Here is an 18,432-nt window from a genome sequence, read left to right as displayed (position 1 = left end):
TCCAGCCGCCCCGTCCCCTCCAGCCCACCCGGGAGAACCATCCCCGCCCCCGAGGTGTGGGAGTCCCCCGCCCACCGCCGCACGGTCTACGGTGTCCTCGCCGTGGTGGCGCTCGCCATCCTCTTCGACGGATACGACCTCGTCATCTACGGCGCCGTCCTGCCCACCCTCATGGCCGACCCCACCCAGATCGGCGCCCTCGGCGCGGCCCAGGCCGGTGCGCTCGGCTCGTACGCCCTCGTCGGCGTGATGATCGGCGCCCTCACCGCCGGCGCCGTCGGTGACCGCATCGGCCGACGCCGGATCATGCTCGGCGCCATCGCCTGGTTCTCCGTCGGGATGGCCGCCACCGCGTTCGCCCGCGACATCACCACGTTCGGCGTCCTTCGCCTGCTCACCGGGCTGGGGATCGGCGCCATCGTCGCCACGGCCGGTGCGATCATCGCCGAGTTCGCCCCCGCCGGGCGTCGCAACCTTTTCAACGCGGTGGTCTACAGCGGGATCCCCGCCGGCGGTGTCCTGGCCTCCGCGCTGGCCATGGTGCTGCGGGACCACATCGGATGGCGCGGCCTGTTCCTCATCGGCGCCGTCCCACTGGTGCTGGTCCTCCCCTACGCCTGGTTCGCGCTCCCCGAGTCCCCGCGGTGGCTGGCCTCCCGCGGCCGCATCCGCCAGGCCGCCGAGGTGTGCGCCAGCAGGGGCCTGCCGCTCGAGATGGCCGCGGCGCCGGGCGCGCCCCTCACCGCCGACACGACGCCTCGCGATGACCGCGACGACGACAAGGTGGCCGCCCGCACCGGCTTCGCCGCCCTGCTGTCCCCCGCCTACCGCCTCGGCACCCTGCTCCTGGGGTTCATGAGCTTCGCCGGCCTGCTGCTCACCTACGGCCTCAACACCTGGCTGCCGACGATCATGGAGAACTACGGCATCGACGCCAAGAGCTCCCTCGGCTTCCTGCTCGTCCTCAACGGCGGCGCGATCGTGGGCGGTCTCGCGGCCTCGTGGCTCGCCGACCGGCACGGGCCGCGCGTGATCGTCGCCTGCTCGTTCGTCCTGGCCGCCCTGGCCCTGGTCGCCATCACCGTGGCCCCGCCGTTCGTCCTGGTCGTCGCCCTCGTCGCGGCTGCCGGCATGGGCACGATCGGCACGCAGGTCCTGCTGTACGGGTTCGTCTCCAACTACTACGAGACGGGCGCACGCGCCGCGGGTGTGGCGTGGTGCGCGGGGTTCGGACGCCTCGGCGGCATCCTCGGTCCCGTGATCGGCGGCTTCCTCGTCGCGGCCGGACTGGAGGCGGACACCTCCTTCCTCGTGTTCGGCGGGATCGCCCTCGCCGGCGCCGCCCTGACCCTGGCCGTGCCCCGCTCGCCCGCCCAGTCCGAGCCCGTCGCGGTCCCCGACGAGGTCACGCCGCTGGACTTCGACCCGCCGGCCGCCGCGGTGGCCGGGGAGCCCGTCGCCGCGGAACCGGTCGAGCACGCCGGGTCGGATCTACGCTGACCGCATGACCTTCGCCCACCCCGTCCCCCGCTACGGTCACCACCGCGCCGCGGATCGTCTCCATTCGATCCACGACGCGGTGGCGGGCAAGCGGTCGACGACCGTGCTGGTCACCGCCGCCGACGGTGGGGGCAAGAGCCACCTCGTCGATTCCGTGGTCGCCGAACTCGCCGGGGTCACCTCGGTGCTCGTGCGGGCGCTGCCGTGGGAGAAGGACACGAAGCTCGTCGTGGCCGCCCGGGTCCTCGAGCGCCTGCCCCGGCCCGACGCCGAACCACCACGTCGCGCCGCGGCCGCGGAGACGGCCGGGGTCGCGGGGGTCGCAGAGACGGCCGGGCCGGTCGGTGACGTCGTGCTCGTCGAGTCCCTGGCCCGGGCGTTCGTCACCGCCGGCCCCGGCGCGGTGGTGGTGATCGACGACGCGGAGTACTCCGATCCCGACTCCCTGCGTGTCCTGGCCTCCGCCGTGGAGGCGGCCGGCCGGGCCTCCGTCATGCTCGTGCTGACCCTCGGCAGCCCCGCGCACGGCCCCTCCGCCGAACTGTGCGCGGAGTTGGCCCGCGAGACCGTGCGGCTGGGAGCCCTGGACCAGTCCGAGATCCGGACGCTCGTCGCGACCCGGACCGGGCGCGAACCGTCCGCGGCGGCGGCCCGGCGTCTACTGGACTACACCGGCGGCGAGGCGGGTGCCGTGGCGACGGTGGCCGATCAGGCGCCCGGCTCGTGGTGGATCGCCCCCTTCTCCGTCCCGCCGCTGCCCGCCTCCGTCGAGCGGGAGACGGCGGCGCTGCTCGACGCGATGGAGCCCGGGCAGCGGGAGGTCATCGAGGCTGCCGCCGTCCTGTCCCCACCGGTCACGCTCGAGTCGCTGACCGCGCTCATCTCCGCGCGGGGCGGGGTCGTACCCGGCCCCGCGCTCGTGTCCGCCGCCCTGGACGCCGCCCACACGGCGGACCTGGCCCAGGTGGACCTCTCCCCCGGCGCCGCGACCGTCCGGTTCCGCTCCCCACTGTTGCGGACGGCGGTCCTTCGCGGGGTACCGCCCAGCGAACTGCTCCACCTGCATACGCTGGCCGGCCGCGTCGCCGAGGCCGCCGACGACGTCGACGGCGCGCTCGACCACCGCGCCTCCGCGTCGACGGGGCCCGATGCGGACCTGTCCGAGATGCTGCGCGCCCGCGCGCTCGTGCACGCCCGCGCCGGTCGATGGAGCTCGGCCGGCCACGCCTACCTCACCGCGGCGGCGCTCACCCCTGACGGCGACCGCGCCCGCGACCTGCACATCGACGGGGTCGACGCACTCATCAACGCGGGCCGCATCAGTGAGGCCCGATCACTGGCCCAGGGACTGGAGCGGGTGCGGTCGGATCCCCGGCGGGACGCCGTACTGGGATCCCTCGCGGTGCACCTCGGGCACGCCGGAGAGGCCCAGGTCCTGCTCGACCGCGCCCTCGCCGCCCGCGAGGGCGGCGTCCCGGGTTCTCCCGCCGCGGACCCGGTCGCCCTGGCCCAGAAGTTCGTCGTCCACTCCCTGTGCGAGTGGCGACCGACCCGCATCCGCCACTGGACACGGGTGGTCACCGGCAGCGGGCGCCCGGACCAACCCGAGGTCGAGGAGGCCCGGGCCATCGAGATGCTGGGCCGCGCGATCGAGGGCGGCCCCGACGCGTCCCCCGCCGTCGAGGACCGGCTCGCCGGTCTCGCGCCGGCCGTGGCCCAGCGCTTCGAGATGGCATCGGGGTGGATCGCCCTGGCTCGCGACGACCTGGAGACCGCCCGCCGGCACCTGGGGTCCGCGGTCCCCACGGCGGACGTCTCGGGCTCCGCACGCATCTCCATCTGGGCCCAGGCGTGGCTCGCCCGCACGCTCCTGCTGCGCGGCGACTGGGATGACGCCCTGCGGGTGGTGGACACCGCCGCCCGCAGGGTCGACGATCTCGAACTGGATCTGCTCGCCCCGGTCGTGCACTGGCCCGGCGCCGTCATCCGGTCGATGCGGGGAGACCACCTCGGGGCTGCCGCCCACCTGCGCAATCTCACGACCAGCGCCGACGCCTACCCGGTCCAGGTCATCCCGTCGGCGATGGCGCGGATGCAGGTGGCGGCCTCGTCCGGTGACTACACGTCCGTGCGTCTGTCCGCCGAGCCCCTGGTGGCCCTGTCCCGTGAACTCGACATCGATCAGCCCGGGTACTGGCCGTGGCACGACCTGTACTCACACGCGCTCGTCCTCGCGGGTCGGCTCGACGAGGCGGAGGACCTCATCGGTCCCGCCGAGGCCCGCGCCGAGCGCCGGGGCCACCGTTCCACCCTCGCCCGGCTCGGAGCGGTGCGCGCCCGTATCGCCGCGGTGCGCGGGGACGTCGACGAGTGCAACCGGATTTTCCGGCGCAGTCTCGACCACCTCGACGGCCTCGCCATGCCCTACTACTCCGCGCGCATGCACTTCGGCTACGGGCAGACCCTGCGCAGGGCCGGCCGACGCCGGGAGGCGCACCTCGCGCTGGGCACCGCCCGCGACATCTACGAGCAACTGGGCGCCCGCGCCTACGTGGAGCGGTGCGATCGCGAACGACGCGCGGGCGGTGTGGACGTGGCCAGGACGGGGGGCAACAGCACCCTGACGCCTCAGGAGAGTGCGGTCGCGACGCTCGTCGCCGCGGGCCGGACCAACGCCCAGGCGGCCGAGGAGTTGTTCCTGTCGGTCAAGACCGTCCAGTACCACCTGACCCGCATCTACTCGAAGCTCGGAGTGAGCGGTCGCACCGAGCTGGCCGCACACGTCTCCCGCAGCAGCGAGCCCTTCCGTACCGACTCGCCCCGTATCGATTCAGCGCGTACCGACCCCGACCCCACGGGAGACCTGTGAGCAACGGAACCCCGGACGACACCACCGTCCGCCCCGCCGACCCGACCGCGACCGGCCAACCGCCCGCGCGCGGCCGCCGACGCGATTCCGCCCCGGTGGCGCGCCCCTCGCCCCGCCGGGTCCTCGCCGACCTCGGCCCCCGCGAGTTCGCCAACGCGCTGATCGCGCTCGTGTTCTCTGCGACCGGCCCCGTCGCCGTCATCCTCGCCGCCGGCGGGCAGGGCGACCTGTCCCCCGCACAGTTGTCCTCGTGGATCTTCGGCGTGTTCTTCGCCAACGGACTGCTCACCATCCTCATGAGCTGGGTCTACCGCACGCCGCTGGCGTTCTTCTGGACCATCCCGGGCACCGTGATCGTCGGCAACTCGCTCGGGCACCTGCGGTGGTCGGAGGTCCTGGGGGCCTACGTCGTGACCGGGGTGCTGATCCTGCTGGTCGGGCTGACCGGCCTGGCCCGCCGGCTCATGGACTGGATCCCCATGCCGATCATCATGGCGATGGTCGCCGGGGTGTTCCTCCGGTTCGGGCTGGGACTGGTCGAGGCCGTGTGGGCCTCCGTCGCGGTGGCCCTACCGATGGCGATCGCGTTCCTCGTCGTCGGCGCCGTCCCCCGCGTGGCCAGGGTGGTACCGCCCATCCTGGCCGCGATGGTCGTGGGGATCGTCGCCGTGGTCCTGTCCGGCGGGCTGTCGCGCGGCGTCCTCGACGACGGGCTGATCGCCGCCCCCATGCTGCAGGCCCCGGAGTTCACCCTCCGGGCGATCGCCGAGCTGGTCGTGCCACTGGCCATCACCGTCCTCGTGGTGCAGAACGGTCAGGGCATCGCGGTCCTGCGCGCGAAGGGCCACCACCCCCCGGTCTCGGCATGCGCGGTGGCGTGCGGCGTCTGGTCCCTGCTGGTCTCGGCGGTCGGCGCGGTCTCGACGTGCCTGACCGGACCGACGAACGCCCTGCTCGTCTCCTCCGGTGAGCGCGACCGCCACTACGCCGCCGCGATCGCCAACGGCGGCCTGGCCCTGGTGGTCGGCGTCTTCTCCCCGGCCTTCGTCGGGCTCATCCTCGGCACGCCCGCGGCGTTCATCGCGGCCCTGGGCGGGTTGGCGATGCTCGCGCCGCTGCAGTCGGCGTTCGTCACCGCGTTCCGGACCGACCGGGCACTCGGACCGCTCGTGTGCCTGCTCGTCACCGTTGCGGACGTGTCGTTGCTCGGGATCTCGGCGCCGTTCTGGGGCATCGTGCTGGGGATGGCCGTCTCGGCGCTGCTGGAGCGGCGGGCCGCGGCCTGACCCGGCGCCCGCCCGGGCCGGAGACGACGGAAGGCCCCCGCCGAGTGGCGGGGGCCTTCTCACGGGTCCGGTGTCAGGCGGAACGCTCGCGCAGCTCCTCGTCGGAGAAGGGGACGATCGTCGGCAGGACGTTGTCGCGGACCGTCTCACCGGTGACCACCACGCGGGCGACGTCATCGCGCCCGGGGATGTCGTACATGACCGGCAGGAGGACCTCCTCCATGATGGCGCGCAGGCCACGGGCACCGGTCCCCCGCAGGATCGCCTGGTCGGCCACGGCCTCGAGCGCGTCCTCGGTGAACTCCAGCTCGACACCGTCCATCTCGAACAGCCGGGCGTACTGCTTGACCAGTGCGTTCTTAGGCTCGGAGAGGATGTTGACCAGGGCCTCGCGGTCCAGGCTCGTCACGGTCGCCACGACGGGCAAACGGCCGATGAATTCGGGGATCAACCCGTACTTCACCAGGTCCTCCGGCATGACCTCGCTGAAGTTGTCGGTCGTGTCGAGGTCCTTCTTGCTGGCGACCTCGGACCCGAAACCCATCCCCTTGCGACCCACGCGGTCGCCGACGATCTTCTCCAGGCCCTGGAAGGCACCGGCCACGATGAACAACACGTTGGACGTGTCGATCTGGATGAACTCCTGGTGCGGGTGCTTGCGGCCGCCCTGCGGCGGCACCGACGCCTGCGTGCCCTCGAGGATCTTCAGCAGCGCCTGCTGGACGCCCTCACCGGAGACGTCCCGGGTGATCGACGGGTTCTCGGCCTTGCGGGCGATCTTGTCGACCTCGTCGATGTAGATGATGCCCATCTCGGCACGCTTGGTGTCGAAGTCCGCAGCCTGGATGAGCTTGAGGAGGATGTTCTCCACGTCCTCGCCCACGTAACCGGCCTCGGTCAACGCGGTGGCGTCCGCGATCGCGAAGGGCACGTTGAGCATCTTGGCCAACGTCTGGGCGAGGTACGTCTTGCCACAGCCGGTGGGTCCCAGCATGAGGATGTTGGACTTGGCCAACTCGACACCGTCGCCGCGGCCGAGGGAGGCCCCCACCCGGATGCGCTTGTAGTGGTTGTAGACGGCCACCGCCAGGTTCCGCTTGGCGGCGTCCTGCCCCACCACGTACTCGTCCAGGAACGCGTGGATCTCGGACGGCTTGGGCAGCGTGTCCGGACCTGTCTCCTGCGCATCGTCGACCTCGGACTCGATGATCTCGTTGCACAGCTCGATGCACTCGTCGCAGATGTAGACGCCGGGACCGGCGATCAGCTTCTTGACCTGCTTCTGGCTCTTCCCACAGAAGGAACACTTCAACAGGTCGCCGCTCTCACCTACACGCGCCATGAGTTCTACGTCCTCGCATTCCGGGGGCGCCGATGTCACGCCCCGTAGTCGACGGTACGCGGTGACGGCCGTAAAGCCGACCCCGCGTGATCAGTTCATTGCACCCGACGGCGCACCGCTACCCCCAGCGGCGCGCCGCCGTCGGCTCAGTTGCTCGTCGACAGTTTGCGGTAGTCGAACACGGTGTCGATGATCCCGTAGTCCTTGGCCTCCGCGGCCGTGAGGATCTTGTCGCGATCGGTGTCCTTGCGGACCTGATCGGCGGTGCGCCCGGTGTGCTGGGCCAGCGTGGTCTCCATGAGGCGACGCATCCGCTCGATCTCCGCGGCCTGGATCTCGAGGTCGGAGACCTGGCCCTGGATGCCGCCGGTGGCCGGCTGGTGGATGAGCACGCGGGCGTTGGGCAGCGCGGCCCGCTTGCCCTTGGTGCCCGCCGCGAGCAGCACGGCGGCGGCCGACGCGGCCTGGCCGAGGCAGACCGTCACGATGTCCGGCCGCACGTACTGCATGGTGTCGTAGATCGCCATGAGCGAGGTGAACGAGCCACCCGGCGAGTTGATGTACATGGTGATATCGCGGTCCGGGTCCTGACCCTCCAGGACCAGCAGCTGGGCCATGATGTCGTTCGCCGAGGCGTCGTCGACCTGGGTGCCCAGGAAGATGATGCGCTCCTCGAAGAGCTTGTTGTAGGGGTTGGACTCCTTGACGCCGTAGCTGGAGTGCTCGACGAAGGACGGCAGGATGTATCGGGAGGTCGGCATTGAGGTCATCGGTGACTCCGTGGTGGTGTGCGGGGCTGGGTGGGCTGCGGGAGCGCTCCCGTGGGCGGAGGGCTCGATCACGACGGCGAGGTCCCGCCCGTCTGGGACGCACGCGAGATCACGTGGTCGACGAACCCGTACTCCTTGGCCTCCTCCGCGGAGAACCAGCGGTCACGGTCGGAGTCCTCGGTGACCTGCTCGAACGACTGGCCCGTGTGGAAGGCGATGAGCTCGGCCATCTCACGCTTGGTGGCGGCGTACTGCTCGGCCTGGATGGCGATGTCGGCGGCCGAACCACCGACACCGGCCGACGGCTGGTGCATCATGATCTTCGCGTGCGGCAGGGCGTAGCGCTTGCCCTTGGTGCCCGCGGTCAGCAGAAACTGACCCATCGAGGCGGCCAGGCCCATGCCGTAGGTGGCCACGTCGCACTCGACGAACTGCATCGTGTCGTAGATCGCCATGCCGGCCGTCACGGAACCGCCGGGCGAGTTGATGTACAGCGCGATGTCGCGGGTGGGGTCTTCCGCCGCGAGCAGCAGGATCTGCGCGCAGAGGCGGTTGGAGATGTCGTCGTCGACCTGGGAGCCCAGGAAGATGATCCGCTCCTGCAGGAGGCGCTCGTACACGGAGTCGCCGAGGGTGAGTCCGTGCGACCCCGGCGAGCTGAGTGCGGGCTGCGTCGAACCGGGCTGAGCCGCTGAACCGTTCTGGGCCACGGGGAACCTACCTTCGCTCATCGTCTTCACCGCTAGCGCGGCGCCCGGCCGACCGGTGGCCGGGGAACCGTTACGTCAAACACTAACCAACACCGACGACGGAACCGTCCCGCCGGGGCGGGTGTTCGCTCTCAGCGTCGGGCCACCAGCATCGTCCACGGGGGCCACGACGACAGGGCCGGGGCCGCGTGGTGCGGCCCCGGCCCTGTCGGGGGTCGATCAGGGGACGATCAGGCGTCGGAGTCCTTCTCGTCCGCTGCCGTCTCGTCGGCGTCGGACGCGGTCGCCTCGGCGTCATCGGCGCCATCGGCGGAGTCGGCCTCGACGGTGCCGAAGAACTCGCTGGTGTCGACGACGTTGCCCTCGGTGTCCTTGACAGTGACCTTGCCGATCACGTCGGCCAGAGCCTTGGACCGGCGGACGTCGGAGAACAGCGAGCCGAGCTGACCGGCCTGCTGGATCTGCTGCACGAACTGGTTGGGGTCCATGCCGTAGCGCTGGGCCTGGAACAGGATGTGCTGGGTGAGCTCCTCCTGCGAGACATCGGTCGAGTTCTGCTCGGCGACGGCATCCAGCAGCAGCTGGCTGCGGATGGCGCGGGCGGCACCCTCACGGGTCTCGGCCTCGAAGGTCTCGCGGTCGGTGCCCTCGGCGGCCAGCGCCTGGTCCAGGATGGACGCGTCGCCACCGAACTGGTCGATGAGCTGGTGCATCTGGGCGTGGGCCTCGGACTCGACGACCGCCTCCGGGGTGGGGACGTCGGTGGCCTCCATCAGCGCGTCGAGGACCTTGTCGCGGATCTCGCCCGCGAGGCCGGCCTTGGCCTGCTGCGCGACCTTCTCGGTCAGATCGGCCTTGAGCTCGTCGAGGGTGTCGAACTCGCTGGCCATCTGCGCGAACTCGTCGTCGGCCTCGGGCAGCTCGCGCTCCTTTACGGACTGAACGGTGACGGTGATGACCGCCTCCTTGCCGGCGTGGTCACCGGCGACGAGCGAGGAGGTGAACTCCTTGGACTCGCCGGCCTTGAGACCCGCCGCCGCGTCGTCCAGGCCCTCGACGAGGGTGCCCGAGCCGAGCTCGTAGGACAGTCCCTCGGTGGAGGCTTCGTCGACGGGCTCGCCGTCGACGGTCGCGGCCAGGTCCACGGAGAGGAAGTCGCCCGTGGTAGCGCCGCGCTCGACGCCCTTGAGGGTGCCGAAGCGGGCACGCAGGTTGTCCAGCTCCGCGTCGACGGCGGCCTCGTCGGTCTCGGGGGCCTCCACGGTGACCTCGAGGTCCTCGAAGGTCGGCAGGGTGATCTCCGGGCGGATGTCGACCTCGGCGGTGAACTCGACGACGTCGTTGTCCTCCAGCTTGGTCACCTCGATCTCGGGCTGGGCCAGCACGACGAGCTCGTGCTCGTCGACGGCCTGGCTGTAGCGCGACGGGATCATGTCGTTGATGACCTGCTCGAGGACCGCCGGGCGACCGATCCGCGACTCGAGTAGCTTGGCCGGGGCCTTACCCGGGCGGAAGCCCGGGATGTTGACCTGGCCGGCGAGCGACTTGTAGGCCTTGGCGAAATCCGGCTCGAGCTCCGCGAACGGCACCTCCACGGTGATCTTGACCCGGGTCGGGTTGAGCTGCTCGACAGTGCTCTTCACGGTGATGTTCTCCTAGGAAGTCATGTGGGGTTCGTGTCTTTCGGCTCCGCTGGTCGGGATGACAGGATTCGAACCTGCGACCCTCCGCTCCCAAAGCGGATGCGCTACCAAGCTGCGCCACATCCCGGTGAGTCGCGCGGCCGACCATCCCGCGATCATGCACAGGACATCCGCCGGGCCGCAAACCAACTCGCCCAGTGTACGACAGGGCCATCCGCCCGCCGATTCCGACTTGTCGGGCCGGGAGTTGGGAGCGTCGCCACGGTCCGGTAGTGTTATCCGGGCGTGAGCGTGACCGTGGATGAAACGCCAGGTCAGGCTGCCGATGCGGGTGTAGCTTAATGGTAAAGCCCCTGCCTTCCAAGCAGGCTACGCGGGTTCGATTCCCGTCACCCGCTCCACCGGATGCCCTGTCCCGTCAGACACTGACGAGGCAGGGCATCGTCGATTTCACGACCGGAGCTCCCACGCGGTGCATCCCCGCGAAGTCCCCACCTCCGCCCCGCAGGCGCTCCCGCGGATGGCGTCTCGCGCGAGCGCATGCCCGCACCTCCCACAGCCGCTCCTCGGCCCGGCGCCCTGCCCGCACCGCGGTGCGCGCGAGACGCCATGGCGGCGGGCGGCTGCGAAATGCCGCCTGCGCGGCCTCAGCGCGGTCGGCCCGCCTGGCACGTCGGGCACCAGAAGAGCGTCCGGGCGTCCATCGTCTGCAGGGCGATCTCGTCCCCGCACACCCGGCACGCCCAGCCGTCGCGCTGGTAGACGTAATTGCGCGGTCGATCGGCTCCCCGGCGGGGTACGTCGCCGTGGTCGTGCTCGGGACGGATCGTGTGGATGGCGCCGGTCTCCACCCCGACCTCCATCAGCGTCACGAGGTCGTCCCAGAGCGCTCGGAACTCCCCCTCGCGCAGCTCCACCCCGGGGAGGAACGGGCTGATCCCGTGCCGGAAGAGCACCTCGGCGCGGTAGACGTTGCCGACGCCGGCCAGCACCTTCTGGTCCATGAGCAGCGCACCGATCGTCCGCGCGCTACGACTGATCCGCGCCCACGCCCGATCGGGATCGGCCGCGGGGTCCAGCGGGTCCGGGCCCAGCCGATCTCGTACGTCTGCGACGCCCGCCTCGGCGATCACCTCGCAGCGGGTCGGGCCGCGCAGGTCGACGACGTGGGCGGGCCCGTCCCCCGCCGTCGCGCCCACCCGCATCCGCACCTGCCCGACCGGGGCGGGCGGGTCCTGCCCCTCGGGGACGAGGTGCGTGTCGAAGAACCCGTACAACCCCAGGTGGACGTGGACCGCGAGGCCGCCCTCGTAGTGGTGGAAGAGGTGCTTGCCGACGGCCGTCGCGCGGTCGAAGTACCGGCCGTCGACGCTGACGTGGTCGGCGAACCGCCCCTGCGGGCTGGACACACGAACGGGCCCGCCTGCGAAGTACTCGGTGTGCAGGCGGGCCAACCGGTGAAGGGTGTGCCCTTCAGGCACGGGGACTCAGGCGCCGGGGACGGGCGGGGCCTCGTGGGTGGCCTCGTACTCGGCGAGGATGTCGATGCGCCGCTGATGGCGCTCGACCCCCGACCACTCCTGGTCGAGGAAGGCGTCGACGATCGCGAGCGCCTCCTCCTCCGAGTGCATGCGGCCCCCGATGCCGATGAGCTGGGCGTTGTTGTGCTCACGCGCCAGCCGCGCGGTCTCGACGCTCCACGCCAGGGCGCAGCGGGCGCCGGGGACCTTGTTGGCCGCGATCTGCTCGCCGTTGCCGGAGCCGCCGAGCACGATCCCGAGGCTGCCCGGGTCCGCGACGACCTTGGCTGCCGCGTCGATGCAGAAGGCCGGGTAGTCGTCCTCGGCGTCGTAGGTGTGGGCGCCGCAGTCGACCACCTCGTGCCCGGAGGCCTTCAGGTGCTCGGCGATGGCGTTCTTGGTCTCGAAGCCGGCGTGGTCCGCCCCCAGGTAGATGCGCATGACGGAGATTCTGCCACGCGACTCCACGGATCCCCACGGCAGGCGAGGCCGGGCGAGAGCCGCGCAGCCGACCACAGCCGCGCGCGATCTCAGTCGAACTGCGGGTCCTCGGTACGGCTTCGCTTGAGCTCGAAGAAGTACGGGTAGTCGGCGAGCATGGCGGCGCCGTCGAAGACCTTGCCGGCGTCCTCGCCTCGCGGGATGCGGGTGAGGACGGGACCGAAGAACGCGGTGCCGTCGACGTGGAGGACCGGGGTCCCGACCTCGTCGCCCACCGGGTCCATGCCACGGTGGTGGGAGGCGCGCAGCTCGTCGTCGTACTCGTCGGTCCCCGCGGCGGCGGCGAGGTCGGCGTCCAGGCCTGCAGCCTGGAGCGCCTCGGTGATCACGGTGGGGTCCTCGATGCCGCGGCCCTGGTCGTGGATGCGGGTGCCCAACTCGGTGTACAGCGTCCCGAGGACCTCCGGACCGTGGAGCTTCGCCGCGGCGATGGCCACGCGTACCGGCCCCCAGCCGCGCTGCATCAGTGCCGTGTAGTCCTCGGGCAGGTCGCGGCCCTCGTTGAGCACGGACAGGCTCATGACGTTCCACGTCAGAGAGATGTCGCGGACCTTCTCCACCTCGAGCATCCAGCGGCTGGTGACCCACGCGAACGGACACAGCGGGTCGAACCAGAAGTCGACGGAGCGGGTAGCGGACCGGGTAGTTGATGTCATGACCCCATCCTCCCCGTCTCCGGCGGCCGCCGCCACTGCGGCCGCCTCGGCTCCCCGCCGGGTGGTAGGACTGGTGCGGTAGCCGAACCCCCACCGAACCGAGGTCCTCACCGATGCGCTCGCTCAACCTCACCCGCGCCGACGCCGCCGCCCGGTCGGAACTGCTCGCCGTCGAGTCGTACGACGTGGAGATCGATCTCACCGACGGCCACGGCGGGCCCGGGACCGACACCTTCCGTTCGCGCACCGTGGTGCGGTTCTCCTGCTCGCGTCCGGGTGCGGAGACCTTCATCGACCTCCGCGCGGCCGTGATCCGGTCGGCGACCCTGAACGGCCGGGAACTGTTCCCGGCCCCCGGCGACGAGCGGTACGACGACGAGGACGGCATCACCCTGCCCGACCTGCAGTCGACGAACGAGCTGATCGTGGACGCCGATCTGGCGTACACCACCACCGGTGAGGGCCTGCACCGGATGGTCGACCCGGCCGACGGGGAGGTCTATCTCTACTCGCAGTTCGAGACGGCGGACGCCAAGCGGGTGTTCGCCTGCTTCGACCAGCCCGACCTCAAAGCCCGCTACACCCTGACGGTGACCGCGCCCGAGCAGTGGGAGGTGGTGGCCAACACCCCGGCCGCGGAGTCCCCGGCCCCCGGCGGTGGCGTGGTGCACCGCTTCGCCCCCACCGAGATCATGTCGACGTACCTCGTCGCCCTCATCGCGGGCCCGTACCACGTGGTGGAGGACGCCTACACCGACGAGCACGGCACCATTCCTCTACGCCTGCTGTGCCGGGCGTCGCTGGCGGAGTTCCTCGACTCGGAACGCCTGTTCGCCGAGACCAAGGAGGGCTTCGGCTTCTACCACCGTGAGTTCGGCCTGCCGTACGCGTTCGGCAAGTACGACCAGATCTTCGTCCCAGAGTTCAACGCCGGTGCCATGGAGAACGCCGGTGCCGTGACGTTCCTCGAGGACTACGTCTTCCGCTCCCGGGCCACCGGCTACCGCTACGAACGGCGCAACGAGACGATCCTGCACGAGATGGCCCACATGTGGTTCGGCGATCTGGTGACCATGTTCTGGTGGGACGACCTGTGGCTCAACGAATCCTTCGCAACGTTCGCCTCGGTGCTGGCCCAGGTCGACGCGACGCAGTACACGGACGCCTGGACGACCTTCGCGATCGTGGAGAAGTCGTGGGCGTACCGCCAGGACCAGCTGCCCTCCACACACCCCGTCGCCGCGGACATGACCGACCTGGAGACGGTGGAGACGAACTTCGACGGGATCACCTACGCCAAGGGCGCCTCGGTACTCAAGCAGCTCGTAGCCTATGTCGGTCGCGAGCCGTTCCTGGCCGGTCTGCGCGCGTACTTCGCCGACCACGCCTTCGGTAACGCCCGGTTCGACGACCTGCTCTCCGCACTGGAGGCATCGTCGGGGCGCGACCTGTCGGGCTGGGCCGACCAGTGGCTGCGCACGACCGGCATCAACCCGATCTCCGTCGAGGTCACGACAGGTGGCGACTCCCGCACGATCGACGACCTGACCGTGGTCCAGGGCCCGGCGTCCCCGGGCGCCGGCGAGCTGCGCACCCACCGGCTCGGCGTGGGCCTGTACAGCCGCGACGGGTCCGGTGCGATCGTGCGCACCGAACGGGCCGAGCTGGACATCTCCGGCGAGCGGACGCCCGTCGCCTCGCTCGCCGGGCAGCACGTGCCCGATCTGATCCTGCCCAACGACGACGACCTGACCTACTGCTCGGTCCGGCTCGACGAGCGGTCCCTGGCCACCGTCCTGGAGTCGCTCGAGGACGTCGCGGACCCGCTGGCGCGGACGCTGTGCTGGTCCGCACTGTGGGAGATGACGCGGGAGGGGCGCCTGCCGGCCCGCCGGTTCGTCGAGGTCGTGGCCCGGGCCGTGCCGCGTGAGTCCCACATCGGCGTGGTGCAGAGGGTGCTCACCCAAGCCCAGACAGCCCTGGCCCGGTACGCCGACCCGGACTGGGCCGCCGCCACCGGCTGGAGGACGTTCTCCGCGGCCATGCTCACCGCGGCCCGCGACGCCGAGGCGGGGTCCGATCACCAGCTGGCGTTCCTCACCGCCCTGTGCGCCTGCCCCATCGGTGTCGATCAGGGGCGCGTGCTCGCCACGCTCCTCGACGCCGGAGCCGACGAGGCGGGACTGCCCGGCCTCGTCGTCGACACGGACCTACGCTGGACCGTGCTCACCGCGCTGGTCGCCGCCGGCGCCGCGGACACTGACAGCATCGAGGCGGAACTGGCCACCGACGACACCGCCGGCGGAGCCCGGCGGGCCGCCACCGCGCGTGCCGCCCGCCCCACCGTCGGAGCCAAGGAGGAGGCCGAGCAGTTGCTGCTGGAGACCGGTGCCGACGCCCCCACCAACGCGATCGTGCGCGCCACGCTCCTGGGTGTCGACCTGCCCGGTCAGGAGCACCTGCTCACCGGCCTCTGCGAGCGCTACCTGGACGACGTCACTGCGCTGTGGAGGGCACGACCCGGCGATCTCGCCCAGACCGTCGCCGAGGGGCTCTTCCCGTCCTGGGCGGTGGACCGCGACACCGTCGAGCGTTTCGAGCAGGTCGTCGCGGACGAGACCCACCCGTCGGCCCTCCGGCGGATCATCGCCGAGCAGACCGCCGACATGGTCCGGGCTCTGGACGCCCGGGCCGTCGACGCGGCCGAGGCCGGCTGACCGGCCGGTCGGCCGGGCGGCCACACCGGTCGGTCAGGCGGCGTCGAGGTACAGGTAGTCCTCCCAGTGCGGGCCGATCTCCCGCAACTGGGAGACCAACCGCCAGGTCCGGCCCCGCGGCGCGGCGAGGGGCACCCGCAGCTCCCAGCCGAGCTCGGAGAGCAGCTTGTCGGCCTTGCGGTGGTTGCACGGCGCACAGGAGGCCACGCAGTTCTCCCACCCGTGCGCTCCCCCGCGGCTGCGCGGGATGACGTGGTCGACGGTGGTGGCCTTGGCGCTGCAATAGCCGCACCTGTGTCCGTCGCGGTGCATGAGCGCCGCGCGGGTCATGGGGACCTGCGAGCGGTACGGGATCCGGACGTATTCGCGCAGTCGGATCACCGACGGCACGCGGATCGCGGTGTCCACCGAGCGGACCAGGAGCTCGACCGGGTGGTCATGGACCACGTCGGCCTTACCGCCGATCAACATCACCACCGCGCGGCGGGCGGGCAGGGCCGTCAGGGCCTCGTAGCTGGCGTTGAGCAGCAGGACGCGCGGGGCGGAAGACAGCGGGACGTGCCGGTCCGGGACCGGTTCCAGCCGGGAGGGGGATCGTGAACCCCGTTGTCGGTACTCCGTGTTCTCGCGCACTGCAGTGCCCATGGTCGGTCTCCGCTCGTCTGCCCCGAGCCCAGTGCATCAGCCGTGTCCGGGCTCGTCGTGAACCTCGCCTGCCACGATGATGCACCTTCGGTGAACACTTCGTGCGGCTAACGCGTAGCAGAAGGTGGCCGACCCCGCCGGTTCGGCCCGGCGGGCGGGCGGATCCGGGTCGCCGTCGCGGGATCTCGTCGTCGTCGTCCCCGGGGGGTCCGGCCACCACCGCCCACCCGTCACCACCTGCCCAGGGGCCCCACGAGCGCCTGGGCAGGCATGATGGGAGGCATGAGCAGCAGCACCTTTTATGACGAGATCGGTGGAGCGGAGACGTTCCGGAAGATCGTCCACGAGTTCTACCGCCGGGTGGCGGGCGACCCCGTGCTGCGCCCGATGTACCCCGAGGAGGACCTGGGGCCGGCCGAGGACCGCCTGCGGATGTTCCTCGAGCAGTACTGGGGAGGGCCCACCACCTACTCCGAGCAGCGCGGGCACCCGAGGCTGCGGATGCGGCACAACCCGTACGTCGTCGACCGCGCCGCCCACGACGCCTGGCTCACCCACATGCTGGCCGCCGTGGACACGATCGACCGCGAGACGCTGGACGACGAACACCGGGCCGCGCTGGTCGACTACCTCACCCGCGCCGCAGCAATGATGGTCAACACCGCGGAGATCAGGTGAGGCCTCCCTCCCACGCGACGCGCCGGTGGGAGGACATGGTCCTCTACCAGATCTACCCGCGGTCGTTCGCCGACTCCGACGGCGACGGCGTCGGTGACCTGCAGGGCGTGATCGACCGCCTCGACCACCTGGACCATCTGGGCGTCGACGGGGTGTGGTTCTCCCCGATCATGCGCTCCCCCGGCGCCGACCACGGATACGACGTGTCCGACCCGCGGGACGTGGATCCGCTGTTCGGCAGCGTCGACACGCTGCGTGAGCTCCTCGGGCGGCTCCACGCCGCCCGCAAGGTGCTCATCATGGACCTGGTGCCCAATCACACCAGCATCGAGCACCCCTGGTTCGCCGCCGCGGTCGCCGCCGGACCGGGCAGCCCGGAACGCGCGCGCTACCTCTTCCGGGACGGCCGCGGCGAGGACGGCTCCGAACCGCCGAACAACTGGCCGTCGGTGTTCGGCGGACCCGCCTGGACCCGCGTCACCGAGCCCGACGGCACGCCCGGCCAGTGGTACCTCCACCTCTTCGCCCCCGAACAGCCGGACCTGGACTGGACGAATCCCGAGGTCGCCGACGATCTCGAGCGGACCCTGCGGTTCTGGCTGGACCTGGGGGTCGACGGCTTCCGGATCGACGTGGCCCACGGGCTGGCCAAACCCGACGACCTGGCGGACCTACCCGACGACGTGGAGATCGCCCAGCTCGTCGTCGACCCCCGCGACGCGCGCTGGGACCGACCCGGCGTCCACGACATCCACCGACGGATCCGCCGCGTCCTCGACGACTACCCGGGCGCCGCCACCTTCGGCGAGGTGTGGGTGGGGCCGACCGACCGGTTCGCCCGCTACCTCCGACCCGACGAGCTGCACTTCGCGTTCCACTTCGCCCTCACCGGCGCCCCGTTCGACGCGCGCGCCCTGCGCGAGGCGATCGACTCCACGCTCGAGGCCGCACGGGTCTCGCGGGCGGCACCCACGTGGGCGCTGTCGAACCACGACGTCGTCCGCGAGGTGACCCGCTACGGCAACGGGGCCGTCGGTACGGCCCGGGCCCGCGCCATGCTCCTGGTGACGCTGGCGCTGCCGGGGATCGCGTTCCTCTACAACGGTGCCGAGCTCGGCCTGCCCAGCGATTTTGCGATCCCCCACCATCGACTCACCGACCCCACCTGGAAACGGACCGGCCACGCTGAGATGGGCCGTGACCACTGCCGCGTGCCGGTCCCGTGGGAGGGCGACCGGCCCCCGTACGGGTTCTCGACCGCCGACGACACCTGGTTGCCGATGCCCGAGGGATGGTCGCACCTCACGGTCGCCGCCCAGCGGGAGGACCCTGACTCCGTGCTGTCGCTGTACCGGACGGCGATCGGGATCAGGCAATCCTGGCCGACGGCGGACACGGAAGCGATCGTCTGGGAAAGTGAACTTGACGGGTGTCAGGCGTTTCGGCGCGAAGGCGGCGGGATCCTGTGCATGATCAACACATCCCCTCGGACGGTGCCTTTGCCCGACGGCGAGATCCTCCTCGCCTCCGGCCCACTCGACGGGAGGGATCTGCCACCGGACACCGCCGTGTGGCTGCAGGACTCCTGAAGGGCT

Annotated in this window: 14 protein-coding genes and 2 tRNA genes; 7 read left to right on the top strand and 9 right to left on the bottom strand. The window is 71.2% G+C overall.

The features are described 5' to 3' along the window. The first annotated feature begins 54 nt into the window (after positions 1-54). From VZF99_RS04870 to VZF99_RS04860, 3 genes are read left to right on the top strand one after another with little or no spacing between them, the layout of a single operon-like run. Positions 55-1,500, top strand: coding sequence for an MFS transporter (locus VZF99_RS04870; RefSeq protein WP_407336083.1), 1,446 nt, complete (start codon positions 55-57; stop codon positions 1,498-1,500). A gap of 4 nt (positions 1,501-1,504) precedes the next feature. Beyond that, entirely contained in the window at positions 1,505-4,369 is a 2,865-nt protein-coding gene (locus VZF99_RS04865; protein ID WP_407335814.1) for a LuxR C-terminal-related transcriptional regulator, read from the top strand. Further along, positions 4,366-5,655, top strand: a complete 1,290-nt coding sequence (locus tag VZF99_RS04860; RefSeq protein ID WP_407335813.1) for a benzoate/H(+) symporter BenE family transporter — start codon at positions 4,366-4,368, stop codon at positions 5,653-5,655. The genes VZF99_RS04865 and VZF99_RS04860 overlap by 4 nt, the downstream gene beginning before the upstream one ends. A gap of 73 nt (positions 5,656-5,728) precedes the next feature. Here VZF99_RS04860 and clpX read toward each other — a convergent pair whose 3' ends face one another. The 5 genes from clpX to VZF99_RS04835 form a co-directional block, all read right to left on the bottom strand. Further along, a complete protein-coding gene (gene clpX / locus VZF99_RS04855) occupies positions 5,729-6,997 on the bottom strand; it encodes an ATP-dependent Clp protease ATP-binding subunit ClpX (RefSeq protein WP_096905794.1) in 1,269 nt (422 codons plus the stop codon). A 146-nt stretch (positions 6,998-7,143) separates the two neighbouring features. Then, positions 7,144-7,767, bottom strand: a complete 624-nt coding sequence (locus VZF99_RS04850) for an ATP-dependent Clp protease proteolytic subunit (protein WP_119192402.1) — start codon at positions 7,765-7,767, stop codon at positions 7,144-7,146. A 68-nt stretch (positions 7,768-7,835) separates the two neighbouring features. Next, complete coding sequence (locus tag VZF99_RS04845) at positions 7,836-8,498, bottom strand: ATP-dependent Clp protease proteolytic subunit (RefSeq protein ID WP_096905796.1); 663 nt, start codon at positions 8,496-8,498, stop codon at positions 7,836-7,838. Positions 8,499-8,707: 209 nt separating this feature from the next. Continuing rightward, on the bottom strand, positions 8,708-10,120 hold the full coding sequence (gene tig / locus VZF99_RS04840; RefSeq protein WP_120286333.1) for a trigger factor: 1,413 nt from the start codon (positions 10,118-10,120) through the stop codon (positions 8,708-8,710). Positions 10,121-10,170: 50 nt separating this feature from the next. Next, positions 10,171-10,247: transfer RNA gene (locus tag VZF99_RS04835), tRNA-Pro, on the bottom strand. A gap of 200 nt (positions 10,248-10,447) precedes the next feature. Between VZF99_RS04835 and VZF99_RS04830 the strand changes: the two genes are divergently transcribed. Next, a tRNA-Gly gene (locus VZF99_RS04830) sits at positions 10,448-10,521 on the top strand. Positions 10,522-10,767: 246 nt separating this feature from the next. Here the strand turns inward: VZF99_RS04830 and VZF99_RS04825 are convergent. The 3 genes from VZF99_RS04825 to VZF99_RS04815 all read right to left on the bottom strand — a co-directional run bounded on the left by VZF99_RS04825 (position 10,768) and on the right by VZF99_RS04815 (position 12,797). Then, a complete protein-coding gene (locus tag VZF99_RS04825; protein ID WP_096905798.1) occupies positions 10,768-11,601 on the bottom strand; it encodes an Fpg/Nei family DNA glycosylase in 834 nt (277 codons plus the stop codon). Between the two features lie 6 nt (positions 11,602-11,607). Continuing rightward, a complete protein-coding gene (locus VZF99_RS04820) occupies positions 11,608-12,081 on the bottom strand; it encodes a ribose-5-phosphate isomerase (protein ID WP_096905799.1) in 474 nt (157 codons plus the stop codon). 89 nt (positions 12,082-12,170) lie between these two features. Continuing rightward, complete coding sequence (locus VZF99_RS04815; RefSeq protein WP_407335812.1) at positions 12,171-12,797, bottom strand: DsbA family protein; 627 nt, start codon at positions 12,795-12,797, stop codon at positions 12,171-12,173. A gap of 113 nt (positions 12,798-12,910) precedes the next feature. Between VZF99_RS04815 and pepN the strand changes: the two genes are divergently transcribed. Next, the gene (gene pepN, locus VZF99_RS04810; RefSeq protein WP_407335811.1) at positions 12,911-15,514 is read left to right on the top strand and encodes an aminopeptidase N; all 2,604 of its coding nucleotides are present in this window, start codon (positions 12,911-12,913) and stop codon (positions 15,512-15,514) included. A 33-nt stretch (positions 15,515-15,547) separates the two neighbouring features. Here the strand turns inward: pepN and VZF99_RS04805 are convergent, their stop codons facing one another. Beyond that, complete coding sequence (locus VZF99_RS04805; protein ID WP_119192398.1) at positions 15,548-16,159, bottom strand: HNH endonuclease; 612 nt, start codon at positions 16,157-16,159, stop codon at positions 15,548-15,550. 282 nt (positions 16,160-16,441) lie between these two features. Here VZF99_RS04805 and VZF99_RS04800 point away from each other — a divergent pair, with 282 nt between their 5' ends. Further along, positions 16,442-16,837 (top strand): globin, encoded by a 396-nt coding sequence (locus VZF99_RS04800; protein WP_120286386.1) that lies wholly within the window; start codon positions 16,442-16,444, stop codon positions 16,835-16,837. 35 nt (positions 16,838-16,872) lie between these two features. Further along, positions 16,873-18,426 carry a glycoside hydrolase family 13 protein gene (locus VZF99_RS04795; RefSeq protein ID WP_407336082.1) on the top strand — a complete coding sequence of 518 codons (1,554 nt, stop codon included), beginning with the start codon at positions 16,873-16,875 and terminating at the stop codon, positions 18,424-18,426. Positions 18,427-18,432: the final 6 nt, after the last annotated feature.

This window comes from Dietzia kunjamensis (assembly GCF_045689975.1).
Lineage (GTDB): Bacteria > Actinomycetota > Actinomycetes > Mycobacteriales > Mycobacteriaceae > Dietzia > Dietzia kunjamensis.
The sequence above is the reverse complement of the archived record's forward strand: the minus strand, read 5'-3'. Positions and strand labels throughout refer to the sequence as shown.

What these genes read in the sequence shown, in the direction of transcription:
- VZF99_RS04865 (WP_407335814.1), top strand. Translation starts at nt 1,505, where the DNA reads ATGACCTTCGCCCACCCCGTCCCCCGCTACGGTCACCACCGCGCCGCG.
- clpX (WP_096905794.1), bottom strand. Translation starts at nt 6,997, where the DNA reads ATGGCGCGTGTAGGTGAGAGCGGCGACCTGTTGAAGTGTTCCTTCTGT.
- VZF99_RS04850 (WP_119192402.1), bottom strand. Translation starts at nt 7,767, where the DNA reads ATGACCTCAATGCCGACCTCCCGATACATCCTGCCGTCCTTCGTCGAG.
- VZF99_RS04845 (WP_096905796.1), bottom strand. Translation starts at nt 8,498, where the DNA reads ATGAGCGAAGGTAGGTTCCCCGTGGCCCAGAACGGTTCAGCGGCTCAG.
- VZF99_RS04820 (WP_096905799.1), bottom strand. Translation starts at nt 12,081, where the DNA reads ATGCGCATCTACCTGGGGGCGGACCACGCCGGCTTCGAGACCAAGAAC.
- VZF99_RS04815 (WP_407335812.1), bottom strand. Translation starts at nt 12,797, where the DNA reads ATGACATCAACTACCCGGTCCGCTACCCGCTCCGTCGACTTCTGGTTC.
- pepN (WP_407335811.1), top strand. Translation starts at nt 12,911, where the DNA reads ATGCGCTCGCTCAACCTCACCCGCGCCGACGCCGCCGCCCGGTCGGAA.
- VZF99_RS04805 (WP_119192398.1), bottom strand. Translation starts at nt 16,159, where the DNA reads ATGGGCACTGCAGTGCGCGAGAACACGGAGTACCGACAACGGGGTTCA.
- VZF99_RS04800 (WP_120286386.1), top strand. Translation starts at nt 16,442, where the DNA reads ATGAGCAGCAGCACCTTTTATGACGAGATCGGTGGAGCGGAGACGTTC.
- VZF99_RS04795 (WP_407336082.1), top strand. Translation starts at nt 16,873, where the DNA reads ATGGTCCTCTACCAGATCTACCCGCGGTCGTTCGCCGACTCCGACGGC.